The sequence below is a fragment of the Kribbella sp. NBC_00382 genome, from assembly GCF_036067295.1.
Taxonomy (GTDB): Bacteria; Actinomycetota; Actinomycetes; order Propionibacteriales; family Kribbellaceae; genus Kribbella.
The window spans coordinates 1,907,407-1,923,785 of the sequence record NZ_CP107954.1 but is presented as its reverse complement, the minus strand read 5'-3'; the positions used below and the strand labels follow the sequence as shown (position 1 = coordinate 1,923,785).

Below are 16,379 nucleotides of genomic sequence, written 5' to 3'. Positions count from 1 at the left end.
TTTGCGGATCTTGATCGGTGTGGTCGTGTGGCTGGGGCCGGCTCTCACCAAACCGCTGGTGAGGCTCTGAAAGTCTGGGTGTGTTTTCCCTGGGTGATTGGGGTCTTCGATGTAGGTGGTGTTCAGGGTTGGTTTTCCTGCCCGTATTTTGAGAACTGTATAGTGGACGCGAGCATCTTCAGTAGTAATTTTTTGTCGTTTTTGTGACAAGCTACTAAGGGCAATCGGTGGATGTCTAGGCACCAAGAGCCGATGAAGGACGTAGGAGCCTGCGATAAGCCCCGGGGAGTTGGCAACCAAGCTGTGATCCGGGGGTGTCCGAATGGGGAAACCCAGCTGGCATTCTAAAGCCAGTTACCAGTGCCTGAACACATAGGGTTCTGGAGGGAACGCGGGGAAGTGAAACATCTCAGTACCCGCAGGAAGAGAAAACAATAGTGATTCCGTGAGTAGTGGCGAGCGAAAGCGGATGAGGCTAAACCATGTGCGTGTGATAGCCGGCGTGCGTTGCGTATATGGGGTTGTGGGAGCATTCAGACCTTAATGCCGTGGGGTCAGGGAGTTATAAATCACTGTTGAAGTCGAATTTTCTGGAAAGTTGAGCCGTAGTGGGTAAGAGCCCCGTAGGCGTAAGACAGTGACTTCCGAGTGTTTTCCCAAGTAGCACGGGACTCTTGAAATCCCGTGTGAATCTGGCGGGACCACCCGCTAAGCCTAAATACTTCTTGGTGACCGATAGCGGACTAGTACCGTGAGGGAAAGATGAAAAGTACCCCGGGAGGGGAGTGAAATAGTACCTGAAACCGGTTGCCTACAATCCGTCGGAGCGCTCACCTTGTGTGGGTGTGACGGCGTGCCTTTTGAAGAATGAGCCTGCGAGTTAGTGGTATGTGGCGAGGTTAACCCGTGTGGGGTAGCCGTAGCGAAAGCGAGTCTGAATAGGGCGCTTTAGTCGCATGCTCTAGACCCGAAGCGGAGTGATCTATCCATGGGCAGGTTGAAGCGCGGGTAAGACCGCGTGGAGGACCGAACCCACCAGGGTTGAAAACCTGGGGGATGACCTGTGGATAGGGGTGAAAGGCCAATCAAACTCCGTGATAGCTGGTTCTCCCCGAAATGCATATAGGTGCAGCGTCGCGTGTTTCTTACCGGAGGTAGAGCACTGGATGGTCTAGGGGGCTTACCGGCTTACCGAAATCAGCCAAACTCCGAATGCCGGTAAGTGAGAGCGCGGCAGTGAGACGGCGGGGGATAAGCTCCGTCGTCGAGAGGGAAACAGCCCAGATCACCAGCTAAGGCCCCTAAGCGATTGCTAAGTGGAAAAGGATGTGGAGTTGCCCAGACAACCAGGAGGTTGGCTTAGAAGCAGCCACCCTTGAAAGAGTGCGTAATAGCTCACTGGTCAAGTGATTCCGCGCCGACAATGTAGCGGGGCTCAAGCAATCCGCCGAAGCTGTGGCATTCACACTTGTACCCGGCCAGGTTTACCTGGTCCAGGTGTGTGGATGGGTAGGGGAGCGTCGTGCAGCGTGTGAAGCAGCAGAGTGATCTAGTTGTGGATGCTGCACGAGTGAGAATGCAGGCATGAGTAGCGAATGACGGGTGAGAAACCCGTCCGCCGAATGATCAAGGGTTCCAGGGTCAAGCTAATCTGCCCTGGGTAAGTCGGGACCTAAGGCGAGGCCGACAGGCGTAGTCGATGGACAACGGGTTGATATTCCCGTACCGGCATTAACACGACCCGACCGAACCCGGTGATGCTAAAACCGAGAAGCTACAAGACCTTCGGGTTGAGTAGGGGATCTGTTGACCCGAACTGGTATTAGGTGCACTAAGGAGTGACGCAGGAGGGCAGTCCATCCGCGGCGATGGTAGGCGCAAGCTGATCCGCGGGCAAGGTGGTAGGGCGAGGCATAGGCAAATCCGTGTCTCTCATAGCCTGAGAACCGAGGCGGACCCGTTCAGGGGAAGTGGATGATCCCATGCTGCCGAGAAAAACTTCGTAGTGAGTGTTAGAGCCGCCCGTACCCCAAACCGACACAGGTGATCAGGTAGAGAATACCAAGGCGATCGAGTGAACCATGGTTAAGGAACTCGGCAAAATGCCCCCGTAACTTCGGGAGAAGGGGGGCCGGATACGTTACACGGCTTGCCCGTGGAAGCGTTGATGGCCGCAGAGACCAGGCCCAAGCGACTGTTTACTAAAAACACAGGTCCGTGCGAAGAAGTAATTCGATGTATACGGACTGACGCCTGCCCGGTGCTGGAACGTTAAGGGGACAGGTTAGCTGGTTTAGGCCGGCGAAGCTTTGAACTTAAGCGCCAGTAAACGGCGGTGGTAACTATAACCATCCTAAGGTAGCGAAATTCCTTGTCGGGTAAGTTCCGACCTGCACGAATGGCGTAACGACTTGGGCGCTGTCTCAACCATGGACTCGGCGAAATTGCATTACGAGTAAAGATGCTCGTTACGCGCAGCAGGACGGAAAGACCCCGGGACCTTTACTACAACTTGGTATTGGTGGTCGGTACAACTTGTGTAGGATAGGTGGGAGACTGTGAAACTCGGACGCCAGTTCGGGTGGAGTCATCGTTGAAATACCACTCTGGTTGTTCTGGCTGTCTAACTTAGGTCCATTATCTGGATCAGGGACAGTGCCTGGTGGGTAGTTTGACTGGGGCGGTCGCCTCCTAAAAGGTAACGGAGGCGCTCAAAGGTTCCCTCAGCCTGGTTGGCAATCAGGTGTCGAGTGTAAGTGCACAAGGGAGCTTGACTGTGAGACAGACATGTCGAGCAGGGACGAAAGTCGGAACTAGTGATCCGGCGGTGGCATGTGGGAGCACCGTCGCTCAACGGATAAAAGGTACCCCGGGGATAACAGGCTGATCTTCCCCAAGAGTCCATATCGACGGGATGGTTTGGCACCTCGATGTCGGCTCGTCGCATCCTGGGGCTGGAGTAGGTCCCAAGGGTTGGGCTGTTCGCCCATTAAAGCGGCACGCGAGCTGGGTTTAGAACGTCGTGAGACAGTTCGGTCCCTATCCGCTGCGCGCGCAGGAGACTTGAGAAGGGCTGCCCCTAGTACGAGAGGACCGGGGTGGACGAACCTCTGGTGTGCCAGTTGTTCCGCCAGGAGCACGGCTGGTTGGCTACGTTCGGGAGTGATAACCGCTGAAAGCATCTAAGCGGGAAGCACGCTTCAAGATGAGGTCTCCCACCGAGTTAATCGGGTAAGGCCCCCAGTAGACCACTGGGTTGATAGGCCAGAAGTGGAAGCACCGTAAGGTGTGGAGCTGACTGGTACTAATAGGCCGAGGGCTTGTCTCAACACCAACCATCGGTTGGCGACAGACTACTGCTGCGAAGATGTACGCGTCCGCTATACGGTTCCCGAAATACGGTCAACCCCCAGCAACACCCACCCCACACGGGGGTGGAGTGGCTGAGTGTGTGGTTGGTTGATATTTCTATAGAGTTACGGTGACCATAGCGTCAGGGAAACACCCAGTCTCCATTCCGAACCTGGAAGTTAAGCCTGACAGCGCCGATGGTACTGCGACCGGTAGGTCGTGGGAGAGTAGGACGTCGCCGGACATTCACACTGTTAAGGGCCACCCCGCAAGGGGTGGCCCTTAATGTGTTTCCAGACCTTTTATCGGCTTTTCCAGTGGCCTTCAGTGGCTCAGCCGGCGGGTCAGAGCGTCCGCCGCCTGCCGGGTCCGGCGGGCCAGCAGGAACCGTTCGCCGACCGGGATCGCGTCCGTGCGGAAGCTGATGCTGATGGCGGCCACCGGATGCCCCGCATAGTCGACGGCCGCGCTCGCGACCGAGGCGACGCCAGGGGTGATGTGCGAGTCCTCCACCGCGTACCCCTGCCGCTTCTCGTCGGCCAGGATCCGCCGGAGCTGACTCAATGTCTGCGGCCCGTGGTCAGTACGGCGTACGAAGCTCTCGGGAGTGGGGAACAGGGCTCGGACCTGGGCGGGCGGCAATGCGGCGAGCAGAGCGCGCCCTGATGCCGTCAGAGTCGCAGGTAGGCGGACGCCGATGTCCGTGACCAGGGTGACCGGCCTCGGTGGCTGTTCTTTCAGCAGGTAGACGAGCTCGCGTCCGTGGAGGACGCCCAGGTGTGCCGTCTGGCCGACCTCGGCGACGAGTTGAGCGAGCAACGGTCTGGCCAGCCGCTCGAGCGGGTCGTGCCGGAGGTACGCGGAACCGATCTCGAAGGCGGCGACGCCGAGCCCGTACCGCTTCTCCTCCGGGAGGTGCACCACGAAGCCCTCGCTGATCATTGCTTTCAGCAAGTGGTAGGTCGAAGAGCGTGGCAGTCCGACCGCGGAGGCGATGCGCTCCATCGGTACCGGTCCGGGCTGGGTGGCCAGGAACGTCAGCACCCGCAGAGTGCGGGTCGAGGCGGGAACGTTGCCGCTCACAACAGTGAGGGTAGCCCGCCCGTCTCAGATTTCGGACGATTGACGGGCTTCGGTGCGTCCGCGCCGGATCAGAGCGCCTTCTCCGCGGTCCAGGCGCCGGCCGACACCCGGTAGCCGAGCCATTCGTTGACCGCGAGCATCGGCTTGTTGTTCGCGTCGTTGCCGGTGAACGCCTGCTCGAACCCGGCCTCCCGGCTCCGGGTGAGCGCGGCCGACTTCACCACCTTCGCCAGCCCACGACCCCGGTACGCCGGAACGGTACCGGTCAGGTTGGACCAGATCACCCGTCGCTCAGGATCTGCAGTCGTCGTCACGAAGGAGACGACCTCATCGCCGGCCAGCACCGCGGCGCTCAGGTCCAGCCGCAGATCCGGGTGGTCCCAGTCGTGCCTCAGCCAGTCCTCGTACGGCGACATGTGCGACAACCCGCTCGGATCATCCCCAGCCGTCGCCGCATGAGCCTCCCACAGCCGGCGAGGGTCGACCCCGGTGTAATCAACAAGCCGCAAGTCCTCTGGTACAGGCGCCGGCGCCGGGACTGCGCTCAAGTCGGCCCGGGAGTGACTCATCCGCCGCCCGATCTCGAACCCACGCCGCGCAGCGAACTCCTTCGACGCGTCCTCGTCGGCCACGACGGTCAGCAGCCTGTGAGCGCCCGCCTCCACAGCCACCGAGGACACCTGGTCAGCGAGAGCACTCCCGATCCCACGCCCGCGCTCCGCCGGCGGCACCTGCACGGTGATTCGCACCCGAGGCGCCACTTCCTCAGGAGCCGGCCGATACACGTTCCCGTAGCCAACAACCTCGTCGCCGTCGACCGCGATCAGCACCACCCGGGTCGTCGTCTTCCGAAGCTCCGCCTCGATCCCCCGAGCCGTCTTCACCAGATGAGGCATAGCCGCAGCCCAAACCCCAGCAATCCCCACCGCATCACCAGGCGTAGCCACCCGCACCTCGAACCCCATCCCCCGACCCTATTCCCCTCAAGGCCCACCCGACCCCCACCAACCGGAGCTGAGCTGGCGCCGGCCCTCCGGACATTTCAGGGGTTGTCCCCTCAAACGGTGGGTTGCCCCTTCGGAAACTGGGGAGGCAACCCACCGGCTCGGGGGTTAACCCCTCAAAGGTCCGCCCCACCCCCCACCAACCGGGGCTGAGCTGGCGCCGGCCCTCCGGACATTTCAGGGGTTGTCCCCTCAAACGGTGGGTTGCCCCCTCGGAAACTGGGGAGGCAACCCACCGGCTCGGGGGTTAACCCCTCAAATGTCGGCCAGGGCCGGGTGGGCTGGCGCGGGACCAGGCTGGGGACAGGGGTGGTCGGGGTTGTGGGTTGGCGGGGTGGGCGGGGCTGTGGGTTGGCGGGGTGGGCGGGGTGGGCGGATTTGTGGGTGGGCGAGGTGCGTGGGATGGAGGTGTCTCGGGTTTGAGATGGGTGGTGGGGTGGCGGTGCTATCGGTGGGCGGCGGGGCGCGGTGCAATGGGCGGGTGACCACGCAAACAGCTCAGGGGCGAACAGCCCAGGTAGTGACAGTCGGTGTCGGGCCGCTCAGCCCGGCGGACGTCGTCGCGGTGGCGCGCTACCGGGCGCCCGTGCGGATCGACGACCAGGCACTCGAGGAGATCGCGAAGTCGCGGGCGGCGATCGAGGCGCTCGCGCATGCGGACACCCCGCACTACGGGGTCTCCACCGGATTCGGCGCACTCGCGACGCGGCACATCGCGCCCGAGCTCCGCGCCCAGTTGCAGCGCAGCCTCATCCGGTCGCACGCGGCCGGCTCCGGCCCCGAGGTCGAGACCGAGGTGATCCGCGCACTCGCGCTGCTGCGGCTCTCGACGCTGGCCACCGGCCGTACCGGAGTGAAGGTCGAGACCGCCCAGGCGTACGCCGGCCTGCTGAACGCTCAGCTGACCCCGGTCGTCCACGAATACGGCAGCCTCGGGTGCTCAGGCGACCTCGCACCCCTCTCCCACGTCGCGCTCGCAGTCATGGGCGAAGGCAAGGTTCGCGACGCAGACGGCAATCTCCGCGACACGGCCGAGGCGATGGCTGAGCACGGGCTCAAGCCGGTCGTCCTGGCCGAGAAGGAAGGCCTGGCGCTGATCAACGGCACCGACGGCATGCTCGGCATGCTCGTGCTCGCGCTCGCCGACCTCGACCGGCTGCTGAAGACGGCCGACATCGCCGCCGCGATGAGCGTCGAAGGTCAGCTCGCCACCGATCGCGTATTCGCCGCGGACCTCCAGGCACTCCGCCCCCACCCCGGGCAGGCCGACTCTGCCGCCAACCTGCGCGCAGTACTCAACGACAGCGGGATCGTGGCAAGCCACCGCGGTCCTGACTGCAACCGCGTTCAGGACGCGTACTCGCTCCGCTGCTCCCCGCAGGTGCATGGCGCCGCCCGCGCCACCGCCACCCACGCCGCATCCGTCGCCGGCTACGAGCTCTCCGCCGCGATCGACAACCCGGTCGTACTCCCCGACGGCCGCGTGGAGTCGAACGGCAACTTCCACGGCGCCCCTGTCGGCTACGTGCTCGACTTCCTCGCGATCGCCGTCGCCGACGTCGCCAGCATCAGTGAGCGCCGGACCGACCGCTTCCTCGATGTCGCCCGCAACCATGGGCTGAACGCCTTCCTGGCCGACGATCCCGGCGTCGACTCCGGGCACATGATCGCGCAGTACACCCAGGCCGCGATCGTGTCCGAGCTCAAGCGGCTCGCAGTACCGGCCAGCGTCGACTCGATCCCGAGCAGCGCGATGCAGGAGGACCACGTCTCGATGGGCTGGTCCGCCGCCCGCAAGCTGCGCAAGAGCATCGACGGCCTGCAAAGGGTTCTGGCGGTCGAGATCCTGACCGCCGCTCGCGCGATCGACATGCGTGCACCGTTGGAGCCTTCGCCCGCCACGGGCGCAGTACGAAGCAAGCTGCGTGAACTTGTCGAAGGACCTGGCACCGACCGGCACCTGGCCCCGGAGATCGAACATTCCGTCCAGCTCGTTGCTGACGGCACCTACTTGTCCGCTGTAGAGGCCGTCACCGGCCCGCTGTCCTGACCATTGACGACTCGAAAGGCTGGATCACACATGTCCGGACCACGTCCTGTTCGCGCCCCCCGCGGCACCACCCTCACCGCCCAGGGCTGGCCGCAGGAGGCCGCGCTGCGGATGCTGCAGAACAACCTCGACCCGGAGGTGGCCGAGCACCCCGACGAGCTCGTCGTCTACGGCGGTACCGGCAAGGCCGCGCGGAACTGGAACTCCTTCGACGCGATGGTCAGAACGCTGACCACGTTGAAGAACGACGAGACGATGCTGGTCCAGTCGGGCAAGCCGGTCGGCGTGATGCAGACCCACGAGTGGGCGCCGCGGGTGCTGATCGCGAACTCCAACCTGGTCGGCGACTGGGCCAACTGGGAGGAGTTCCGCAAGCTCGAGGCGATGGGCCTGACGATGTACGGCCAGATGACGGCCGGCTCGTGGATCTACATCGGCACCCAGGGCATCCTGCAGGGCACCTATGAGACGTTCGCCGCGGTCGCCGCGAAGAAGTTCGGCGGTACGCTGGCCGGCACCATCACGCTGACCGCGGGACTCGGCGGGATGGGCGGCGCGCAGCCGCTGGCCGTCACGATGAACGACGGCGTCGCGATCTGCATCGACGTCGACGGCAGCCGGATCGACCGCCGGATCGAGCACCGGTACCTCGATGTGCGGGCCAAGGACCTGAGCGACGCGCTGCGGCTGGCCGAAGAGGCCAAGAAGGCTCGCCGGCCGCTGTCGATCGGCCTGCTGGGCAACGCCGCGGTGATCGTGCCGGAGCTGCTCGAGCTGGGCGCGCCGATCGACATCGTCACCGACCAGACCTCGGCCCACGACCCGCTGATGTACCTGCCGGTGGGCGTGGACTTCGACGACTGGACGACGGCCCGCGAGAAGGACCCGGCCGGCTTCACCGAGCGCGCGCAGGCCTCGATGGCCAGGCACGTCGCGGCGATGGTCGGCTTCCAGGACGCGGGTGCCGAGGTGTTCGACTACGGCAACTCGATCCGGGACGAGGCGCGGAAGGCCGGCTACAACCGGGCATTTGAGTTCCCGGGCTTCGTACCGGCGTACATCCGGCCGTTGTTCTGTGAGGGTAAGGGCCCGTTCCGGTGGGCCGCGCTCTCCGGAAACCCCAAGGACATTCACAAGACCGACCAGGCGATCCTCGACCTGTTCCCGGAGAACGAGCACCTGACCCGGTGGATCAAGATGGCGCAGGAGCGGGTGGCCTTCCAGGGGCTGCCGGCCCGGATCTGCTGGCTCGGCCAGGGTGAGCGGGACAAGGCGGGCGTGCGGTTCAACGACATGGTCGCCTCGGGTGAGCTGGAGGCGCCGATCGTGATCGGGCGCGACCACCTCGACACCGGCAGCGTCGCCTCGCCGTACCGGGAGACCGAGGGCATGCTGGACGGCTCGGACGCGATCGCCGACTGGCCGCTGCTGAACGCGATGGTGAACGTCGCCAGCGGCGCCTCCTGGGTCTCGATCCACCACGGCGGCGGCGTCGGGATGGGCCGGTCGATCCACGCCGGCCAGGTATCGGTTGCCGACGGCACCGACCTGGCCCGGCAGAAGCTGGAACGGGTGCTGAGCAACGATCCGGCCATGGGTGTGATTCGGCATGTCGATGCCGGGTACGAACGAGCAGAAGAAGTAGCCGCTGAACGAGGCGTCAGGATCCCGATGCGGGAGAGCTGATCGCTGCACAGTGCGACCGAGGCAATCCGTAGCGCTAAGGTGCACTTTCTTGAGGGGCGAGATACCCGCGAATAGCAGGTTTGCGGGCTCTCGTTCCCCTAGGATCGTTCGGGCGATCTCCGACGAGCGCGAAGGGGCGCCATGATCGAGTTCGAAGACGTCACCAAGCAGTACCCCGACGGCACTGTCGCCGTGGACACGCTGAGCATGCGGATCCCGAGCAACGAGATCACCGTGTTCGTCGGACCTTCGGGCTGCGGCAAGACCACCTCGCTGCGGATGATCAACCGGACGATCGAGCGCAGCAGCGGCACGATCTCGATCGACGGCGAGGACATCAACGCCGGCGATCCGGTCACCCTGCGGCGCGGGATCGGTTATGTGATCCAGCATGCCGGGCTGTTCCCGCACAAGACCGTGGTCGACAACGTCGCCACGGTGCCGAAGCTGCTGGGCTGGGACAAGAAGAAAACCCGGGCCACGGCGATGGAGCTGCTCGAGCGGGTCGGTCTCGATCTCAAGCTGGCCGAGCGGTACCCGGCCCAGCTGTCCGGTGGCCAGCAGCAACGAGTCGGCGTCGCCCGGGCACTCGCGGCGGACCCGAAGATCATGCTGATGGACGAGCCGTTCAGCGCCGTCGACCCGATCGTGCGGCACCAGTTGCAGGAGGAACTGCTCCGCCTGCAACGCGACATCGGCAAGACGATCGTCTTCGTCACGCACGACATCGACGAGGCGATCAAGCTCGGCGACAACGTCGCGGTGCTCAAGGTCGGCGGCAAGCTGGCCCAGTTCGCGCCGCCGTCGGAGATCCTCGCCAACCCCGCCGACGACTTCGTGGAGAGCTTCGTCGGCCAGGATCGCGGTTACCGGGCGCTTACGTTCCTGCAGATCGACCAGCTGGAGTTCGGGCCGTTGCCGGCCGAGCTCGTGCTGGACGAGGCGGGCCGCCCGGCCGGCTGGAAGAACGGCGCCGCGGACCTGCTTCCGGTCGGCCCGGTCTTCACCAAGAGCGACTCGATGCGCGCCGCGCTCGACTCGCTGCTGACCTCGCCGACCCAGCAGGGCGTCTGCGTCGACGAGACCGGCAAGGCGATCGGCATCGTCGACCACAACATCCTCGCCGGAGCGCTGCGGTCATGACCTGGATCGGCGACAACCTCTCGCTGATCTGGCAGCAGCTCAGCGAGCACATCTACCTGGCGATCCTGCCGGTGATCTTCGGGCTGCTCATCGCGATCCCGCTCGGCTACGTCGCGACCCGGTTCGCCTGGCTGGCCAACCCGCTGATCGCGCTCGGCGGCGTGCTCTACTCGCTGCCCTCGATCGCGTTGTTCATCGTGCTCCCGGTGCTGCTCGGGACCAAGGTGCTGGACCGGATCAACATCATCATCGCGCTCACCATCTACGCGGTCTCGCTGCTGATCCGGAACGTGATCGACGGTCTGCGCTCGGTCCCGCCGGACGTCCGGCAGGCGGCTATCGCGGTCGGCTACGGCCCGGCCCGGCGGCTGCTCACGATCGACCTGCCGATCGCCGTACCGGTGATCTTCGCCGGTCTGCGGGTCGTCACGGTGGCCAACATCTCGATGGTCAGCGTCGGCGCGGTGATCGGCATCGGCGGTCTGGGCGAGCTGTTCACGCTGGGCTTCCAGAAGGACTTCCTCACCCCGGTCGTGGTCGGCGTGGTGCTGTCCCTGCTGCTCGCGTTGCTGGCCGACCTGCTGATCGTCACCCTGCAACGCTTCCTGACGCCCTGGGCCCGTGTGGTCGCGTCGGTGAAGGAGGCCTGAGATGCTCGAGTACCTCTTCGATTCGTTCAACTGGTCCGGTCCGGAAGGCATCACGGCCCGGATCATCCAGCACATCTGGTACACCTTCGCGGCGCTCGGCCTGTCCGCGCTGATCGCGCTGCCGATCGGCCTGCGGATCGGCCACACCCGGCGCGGCGCCTTCCTGGCCATCAACATCGGCAACGCCGCCCGGGCGCTACCCAGCCTCGGGCTGCTGATGATCGCGGTGCTGCTGACCAACCAGATCGGCTTCCTGCCGGTACTGATCGCGCTGGTCGCACTCGGCATCCCACCGATCCTGACCTCGACGTACGCCGGGCTGTCGGGTGTCGATCCGGCCACGATCGACGCGGCGCGTGGGATGGGGATGACCGGCCGGGAGATCCTGACCAAGGTGGAGATCCCGATCGCGCTGCCGCTGATCATCTCCGGTCTGCGCGCGGCCACCCTCCAGATCGTCTCCACCGCGACGATCGCCGCGCTGGTCTCGCTCGGCGGACTCGGCCGGTACGTCGTGGACGGACTGAAGCTGCGCGACTTCCCGCAGATGTTCAGCGGCGCGCTGCTGGTGGCACTGCTGGCGATCCTGCTCGACCTGCTGTTCGCGCTGGCCGGCCGGATCACCGTTTCCAAAGGACTGCGGGTCGACTGATGGCCGGAACCCATCCCTCGGCACCGAACACCGGCGGCGTTCGCCGGTATCCATCGAAATCCTGGAGGCTCCCGTGTTGAGAAACACACTCATCCGTACTGCGATTGCCGGGGTCGCGGTCCTCGGTCTGGCTGCCTGTGGGGGTGGGGGCGATCCGCTGTCCGGTGGCGACGCGGGCAACACGTCCGCACCGAACGAGGTGAAGAGCATCACCGTCGGCTCGGCCGACTTCTCCGAGAGCCAGCTGCTGGCCGAGATCTACGGCCAGGCGCTCGCCGCGAAGGGGGTCGACGTCAAGTACCAGCAGAACATCGGCAACCGCGAGACGTACATGGCGGCGATCAAGGACGGTTCGGTGCACCTGCTGCCGGAGTACACCGGCGCGGCGCTGGACTACTTCAAGAAGGGCGCCACCGAGACCGAGGACGACGCGGCGTACAACGCGCTGAAGGCGGCGCTGCCGGCCGGCCTCGAGGTGCTGGAGAAGTCGCCGGCCGCCGACGAGGACACCATCGTGGTGAACAAGGCGACCGCGGACAAGTACAGCCTGAAGTCGCTGACCGACCTGAAGGCGCACTCCAAGGAGATGGTGGCCGGCGGTAGCTCGGAGTTCAAGGTCCGCGAGGCCGGGCTGAAGGGGCTGAAGGAGAAGTACGGCGTCGAGTTCAAGGAGTACAAGACGCTGGACGCCGGCGGCCCGCTGAGCACCAAGGCGCTGCAGACCAACCAGATCCAGCTGTCGAACTTCTTCACCACCCAGTCGGTGATCGCGGACAACGGTTGGGTCCAGCTGGACGACCCGGAGAACATCCTGCCGCCGAACAACATCGTTCCGCTGATCCGGACCGACCACAACGCCGCCAACATCAGCGACGTGCTGAACAAGGTGTCGGCCAAGCTCACCACCGAGTCGCTGACCGAGCTGGTCAAGCGGATCGACGTCGGCAAGGAGGCCGCGAAGGCGGTCGCCGCCGACTGGCTGAGCAAGAACCCGCTGTCCTGAAGTAACGCCGGGGGTCGCTGGGACAGGTTCCCGGCGACCCCTTGTCATGTCTGTTTTCGTTGGAGGAGTGCGCGTGACCGAGTCGTTCGAGCAGCTGTGGGCGGATCTTGCCGCGATCGGTAAGGACCCCTCGACCGGGGGCTATCACCGCGGTGGCTGGACGCCGACCGAGCGCGAGGCGACCGGCTGGTTCCTCGACCAGTGCGCTCAGCGCGGGCTGGCGGTCGAATCCGACGGCATCGGCAACCTGGTCGCCTGGTGGGAGCCGGGGGCATCCCAGGGGGCAGGACTCCCTGGCGTTGTGACCGGCAGCCATCTCGACTCGGTGATCGACGGCGGCGCCTTCGACGGCCCGCTCGGGGTCGTCTCGGCCCTGTCGGCGGTGGACCGCCTGCGCGCTGAGGGCTTCGTGCCGTCCGTGCCGATCGGCGTCGGAGCGTTCGTCGAGGAGGAGGGTTCGCGGTTCGGGATGCCCTGTCTCGGCTCGCGGATCGCCACCGGCGTACTCACGCCCGAGAAGGCCCTGGCGCTGGAGGATCGCGCCGGAGTCAGCCTGTACGACGCGCTGTCGCGAGCCGAGGTCGACCCGAGTCGGGTGGGACTGTCCTCGCTGCTCTCCCGGATGGGCACCTTCGTCGAATTGCATGTGGAGCAAGGGCGGGCGTTGACCGCGCCGGTGGGTGTCGCGAGCTCGATCTGGCCGCACGGGCGGTTCCGGTTCACCTTCACCGGTGAGGCCAACCACGCCGGTACGACGTTGATGGAGGACCGGCACGATCCGATGCTGACGTACGCGATGACGGCCCTCGCGGCGAACAAGCAGGCACGGCTGGCGGGTGCGCGGGCGACCTTCGGAAGGCTTGCTGTCGAGCCGAATGGGACTAACGCAGTACCGTCGCAGGTGACCGCCTGGCTGGATGCGCGGGCCGCTTCCGCCGAGGTGCTGGAGTCGTTGCTCGCGGCAATCACTCGGCAGGCGACGGAACGGGCTGAGCGGGACGGGACGACGGTCGAGATGGTGCCGGAGTCGGTCTCGCCGGTCGTGGACTTCCAGCCGGGGTTGCGGGATCGGCTGAGCGCAGTACTGGGTGATGCGCCGGTGCTGCCGACCGGGGCCGGGCACGATGCGGGGGTGTTCTCCGATGCGGGGATCCCGACGGCGATGCTCTTCGTGCGGAATCCGACCGGCGTCTCGCATTCGCCGGCCGAGCATGCCGAGATGGATGATTGCCTGGCGGGAGTCGAGGCGCTAGCGACGGTGTTGAAGGAGCTTGCGCGATGACCTCCTACTGGTGCTCACAGGCCTTGCTGCCAACGGGTCTCGCGTCGTCGGTGCTGGTCTCCGTTGCCGACGGCCGGTTCACGTCGGTGGTCGCCGGCGCCGAGGCTGGTGACGCCGTACGGCTTGAGGGACTGGTCATTCCGGGGCTGGCGAACTGTCACAGCCATGCATTCCACCGGGCTCTGCGGGGTCGTACGCAGACCGAGCGTGGGACGTTCTGGACCTGGCGCGAGCAGATGTACTCCGTCGCGTCAGTGCTCACGCCGGACAGTTACTACCGGCTCGCACGCGCGGTCTATGGCGAGATGGTGCTGGCCGGAATCACGTCGGTGGGGGAGTTCCACTACCTCCATCATGGGCCGGGCGGGAAGCGGTACGACGAGCCGAACGCGATGGGTGAGGCGTTGATCGCGGCGGCGCGGGATGCCGGGCTGCGGATTGCCTTGCTGGACACGTGTTATGTGGCCGGGGGCATCGATCAGCCGTTGAACGAGGTGCAGAAACGCTTCAGTGATGGGGATGCGGTGGCCTGGGGTAGTCGGGTCCGGCAGTTGCGGGGCGCGGATGATGTGGTGATCGGAGCGGCGGCGCACTCGGTGCGTGGGGTGCCTGACGATCAGCTCGGAGTCGTCGCCGCAGTGTTGCCTGAGGCCCCTTTGCATGTGCATTTGTCCGAGCAGGTCGCGGAGAACGAGGCTTGCTTGGCGGCGTACGGACGGACGCCGTCGCAGTTGCTGGATGAGAGCGGGTTCCTCGGGCCGCGGACGAGCGCGGTGCACGCGACGCACCTGACGCCGGTGGATGTCGGGCTGCTCGGGAGTACCGGGACGTACTCGTGTTTCTGCCCGACGACCGAGCGGGACCTTGCCGACGGCATCGGTCCCTCGGTGGCGCTGCGGGACGCGGGATCGCCACTGACGTTGGGATCTGACAGTCACGCGGTGGTCGATCTGTTCGAGGAGATGCGGGCGGTCGAGCTGGACGAGCGGCTGTCTTCGCAGGAGCGCGGGCATTGGTCGGCTGCTGAGTTGCTGGCCGCCGCGACTGTGACCGGACATCGGTCGATCGGGTTCGGCGACGCCGGGGTGATCGAGGTCGGCGCGCGGGCCGACCTGGTTGCCTTGCGGTTGGACAGTCCGCGCACTGCGGGGACCGGTGGGTCCGTGGAGACTGCTGTGTTCGCTGCCTCGGCCGCGGATGTGACCGATGTGGTGGTCGGCGGCGTACAGGTTGTGGCCGAAGGCAATCATGTGAAGCTGGCGGTCGGTGCCGAACTGGCCGCCTCGATCGAGGCGGTGACGCGATGAGCTCCCTCCTGCTGACCGGGATCGGTTCGCTGGTGACCAACGATCCGGCGCACGGCGGGCCGCTCGGTGAGCTGCACGACGCGGCGCTGGTGATCGAGGGCGGCAAGATCGCCTGGGTCGGCCCGCGGCGCGCGGCACCCGCGGCGGATGCGTCGACCGACTGTGGCGATCGCGCGGTCATCCCCGGGTTTGTGGATTCGCACTCGCACCTGGTGTTCGCCGGGGATCGGGCGGAGGAGTTCGCGGCGCGGATGAGCGGGCAGCCGTACAGCGCGGGTGGCATCCGTACGACGGTCGCCGCGACCCGTGCCGCCGCCGACGAGCAGTTGACGGCGAACGTGGGCCGCCTGGTCGCCGAGATGCGCCGCCAGGGCACGACGACGGTGGAGATCAAGTCGGGCTACGGGCTGACCGTCGGTGACGAGGCGCGCTCGCTGGCGATCGCCTCGGGCTTCACCGACGAGACGACGTACCTGGGGGCGCACGTGGTGGCGCCGGAGTTCGCCGACGATCCGGCGGGGTACGTCGACCTGGTGACCGGGCCGATGCTGACGGCCGCGGCCCAGCACGCCAAGTGGGTCGACGTCTTCGTCGAGCGGGGCGCCTTCGACGCCGACCAGGCCCGCGCCATCCTGCGCGCCGGCCAGGCGGCGGGGCTGGCGGCGCGCGTCCACGCCAACCAGCTCGGTGAGGGGCCCGGCGTACAGGTCGCCTGTGAGGTCGGCGCCGTCGCAGCCGACCACTGCACCTACCTAACGGACGCCGACATAGACGCCCTAGCCTCAGCCGGCGTGGTGGCCGGCCTCCTCCCGGCCATCGAGTTCTCCACTCGCTCGCCCTACCCCGATGCCCGGCGGCTGCTGGATGCGGGTGTGACGGTGGCGCTGGCAACCGACTGCAACCCCGGCTCCGGCTACTCCTCCTCCATGCCCTTCTGCATCGCCCTGGCCGTCCGTGAGATGCGGATGACGCCCGCCGAGGCCCTCTGGTCAGCCACCGCAGGCGGAGCCGCTGCACTCCGGCGTACCGACATCGGCCGCCTCACCGTCGGTGCCCGAGCCGACCTAGCCGTCCTAGACGCCCCCTCCTACCTCCACCTCGCCTACCGCCCCGGCGTACCCCTGGTGCATCGGACGTTCGTGGCTGGTCGGGAGGGGTAGGCCAACCG

Annotated in this window: 11 protein-coding genes and 2 rRNA genes; 11 read left to right on the top strand and 2 right to left on the bottom strand. The window is 65.7% G+C overall.

The genetic code is table 11. The annotated features are described in order from the left end of the window. Positions 1-204 precede the first annotated feature (204 nt). Together OHA70_RS09575 and rrf are read left to right on the top strand one after the other, a co-directional pair. Positions 205-3,328, top strand: a 23S ribosomal RNA gene (locus OHA70_RS09575). Between the two features lie 149 nt (positions 3,329-3,477). Then, positions 3,478-3,595: ribosomal RNA gene (gene rrf, locus OHA70_RS09570) — 5S ribosomal RNA — on the top strand. An 80-nt stretch (positions 3,596-3,675) separates the two neighbouring features. Here the strand turns inward: rrf and OHA70_RS09565 are convergent. Together OHA70_RS09565 and OHA70_RS09560 are read right to left on the bottom strand one after the other, a co-directional pair. After that, positions 3,676-4,434: an IclR family transcriptional regulator gene (locus OHA70_RS09565; RefSeq protein ID WP_328330746.1), complete on the bottom strand. Its 759-nt coding sequence runs from the start codon at positions 4,432-4,434 to the stop codon at positions 3,676-3,678. Between the two features lie 68 nt (positions 4,435-4,502). After that, the gene (locus OHA70_RS09560; RefSeq protein WP_328330744.1) at positions 4,503-5,399 is read right to left on the bottom strand and encodes a GNAT family N-acetyltransferase; all 897 of its coding nucleotides are present in this window, start codon (positions 5,397-5,399) and stop codon (positions 4,503-4,505) included. A 520-nt stretch (positions 5,400-5,919) separates the two neighbouring features. On the opposite strand from OHA70_RS09560, the gene hutH reads away from it, so the two are divergent. The 9 genes from hutH to hutI all read left to right on the top strand — a co-directional run bounded on the left by hutH (position 5,920) and on the right by hutI (position 16,371). Beyond that, entirely contained in the window at positions 5,920-7,488 is a 1,569-nt protein-coding gene (hutH, locus tag OHA70_RS09555; RefSeq protein ID WP_328330742.1) for a histidine ammonia-lyase, read from the top strand. Positions 7,489-7,518: 30 nt separating this feature from the next. Further along, complete coding sequence (hutU, locus tag OHA70_RS09550; protein ID WP_328330740.1) at positions 7,519-9,174, top strand: urocanate hydratase; 1,656 nt, start codon at positions 7,519-7,521, stop codon at positions 9,172-9,174. A gap of 141 nt (positions 9,175-9,315) precedes the next feature. Then, the gene (locus OHA70_RS09545) at positions 9,316-10,317 is read left to right on the top strand and encodes an ABC transporter ATP-binding protein (protein WP_328330738.1); all 1,002 of its coding nucleotides are present in this window, start codon (positions 9,316-9,318) and stop codon (positions 10,315-10,317) included. Next, on the top strand, positions 10,314-10,967 hold the full coding sequence (locus OHA70_RS09540) for an ABC transporter permease (protein WP_328330736.1): 654 nt from the start codon (positions 10,314-10,316) through the stop codon (positions 10,965-10,967). The genes OHA70_RS09545 and OHA70_RS09540 overlap by 4 nt, the downstream gene beginning before the upstream one ends. A 1-nt stretch (position 10,968) precedes the next feature. After that, on the top strand, positions 10,969-11,619 hold the full coding sequence (locus OHA70_RS09535) for an ABC transporter permease (RefSeq protein ID WP_328330734.1): 651 nt from the start codon (positions 10,969-10,971) through the stop codon (positions 11,617-11,619). A gap of 73 nt (positions 11,620-11,692) precedes the next feature. Further along, a complete protein-coding gene (locus tag OHA70_RS09530) occupies positions 11,693-12,622 on the top strand; it encodes an ABC transporter substrate-binding protein (RefSeq protein WP_328330732.1) in 930 nt (309 codons plus the stop codon). A 73-nt stretch (positions 12,623-12,695) separates the two neighbouring features. Next, complete coding sequence (locus OHA70_RS09525; protein ID WP_328330730.1) at positions 12,696-13,904, top strand: allantoate amidohydrolase; 1,209 nt, start codon at positions 12,696-12,698, stop codon at positions 13,902-13,904. Next, positions 13,901-15,211: a formimidoylglutamate deiminase gene (locus OHA70_RS09520; RefSeq protein WP_328330729.1), complete on the top strand. Its 1,311-nt coding sequence runs from the start codon at positions 13,901-13,903 to the stop codon at positions 15,209-15,211. The genes OHA70_RS09525 and OHA70_RS09520 overlap by 4 nt, the downstream gene beginning before the upstream one ends. Then, positions 15,208-16,371 (top strand): imidazolonepropionase, encoded by a 1,164-nt coding sequence (hutI, locus tag OHA70_RS09515; protein WP_328330728.1) that lies wholly within the window; start codon positions 15,208-15,210, stop codon positions 16,369-16,371. Before OHA70_RS09520 ends, hutI begins: the two co-directional genes overlap by 4 nt. The last annotated feature ends 8 nt before the right edge of the window (positions 16,372-16,379 follow it).

Coding starts and splice junctions, on each gene's coding strand:
- OHA70_RS09560 (WP_328330744.1), bottom strand. CDS start 5,399: ATGGGGTTCGAGGTGCGGGTGGCTACGCCTGGTGATGCGGTGGGGATT.
- hutU (WP_328330740.1), top strand. CDS start 7,519: ATGTCCGGACCACGTCCTGTTCGCGCCCCCCGCGGCACCACCCTCACC.
- OHA70_RS09545 (WP_328330738.1), top strand. CDS start 9,316: ATGATCGAGTTCGAAGACGTCACCAAGCAGTACCCCGACGGCACTGTC.
- OHA70_RS09540 (WP_328330736.1), top strand. CDS start 10,314: ATGACCTGGATCGGCGACAACCTCTCGCTGATCTGGCAGCAGCTCAGC.
- OHA70_RS09535 (WP_328330734.1), top strand. CDS start 10,969: ATGCTCGAGTACCTCTTCGATTCGTTCAACTGGTCCGGTCCGGAAGGC.
- OHA70_RS09520 (WP_328330729.1), top strand. CDS start 13,901: ATGACCTCCTACTGGTGCTCACAGGCCTTGCTGCCAACGGGTCTCGCG.
- hutI (WP_328330728.1), top strand. CDS start 15,208: ATGAGCTCCCTCCTGCTGACCGGGATCGGTTCGCTGGTGACCAACGAT.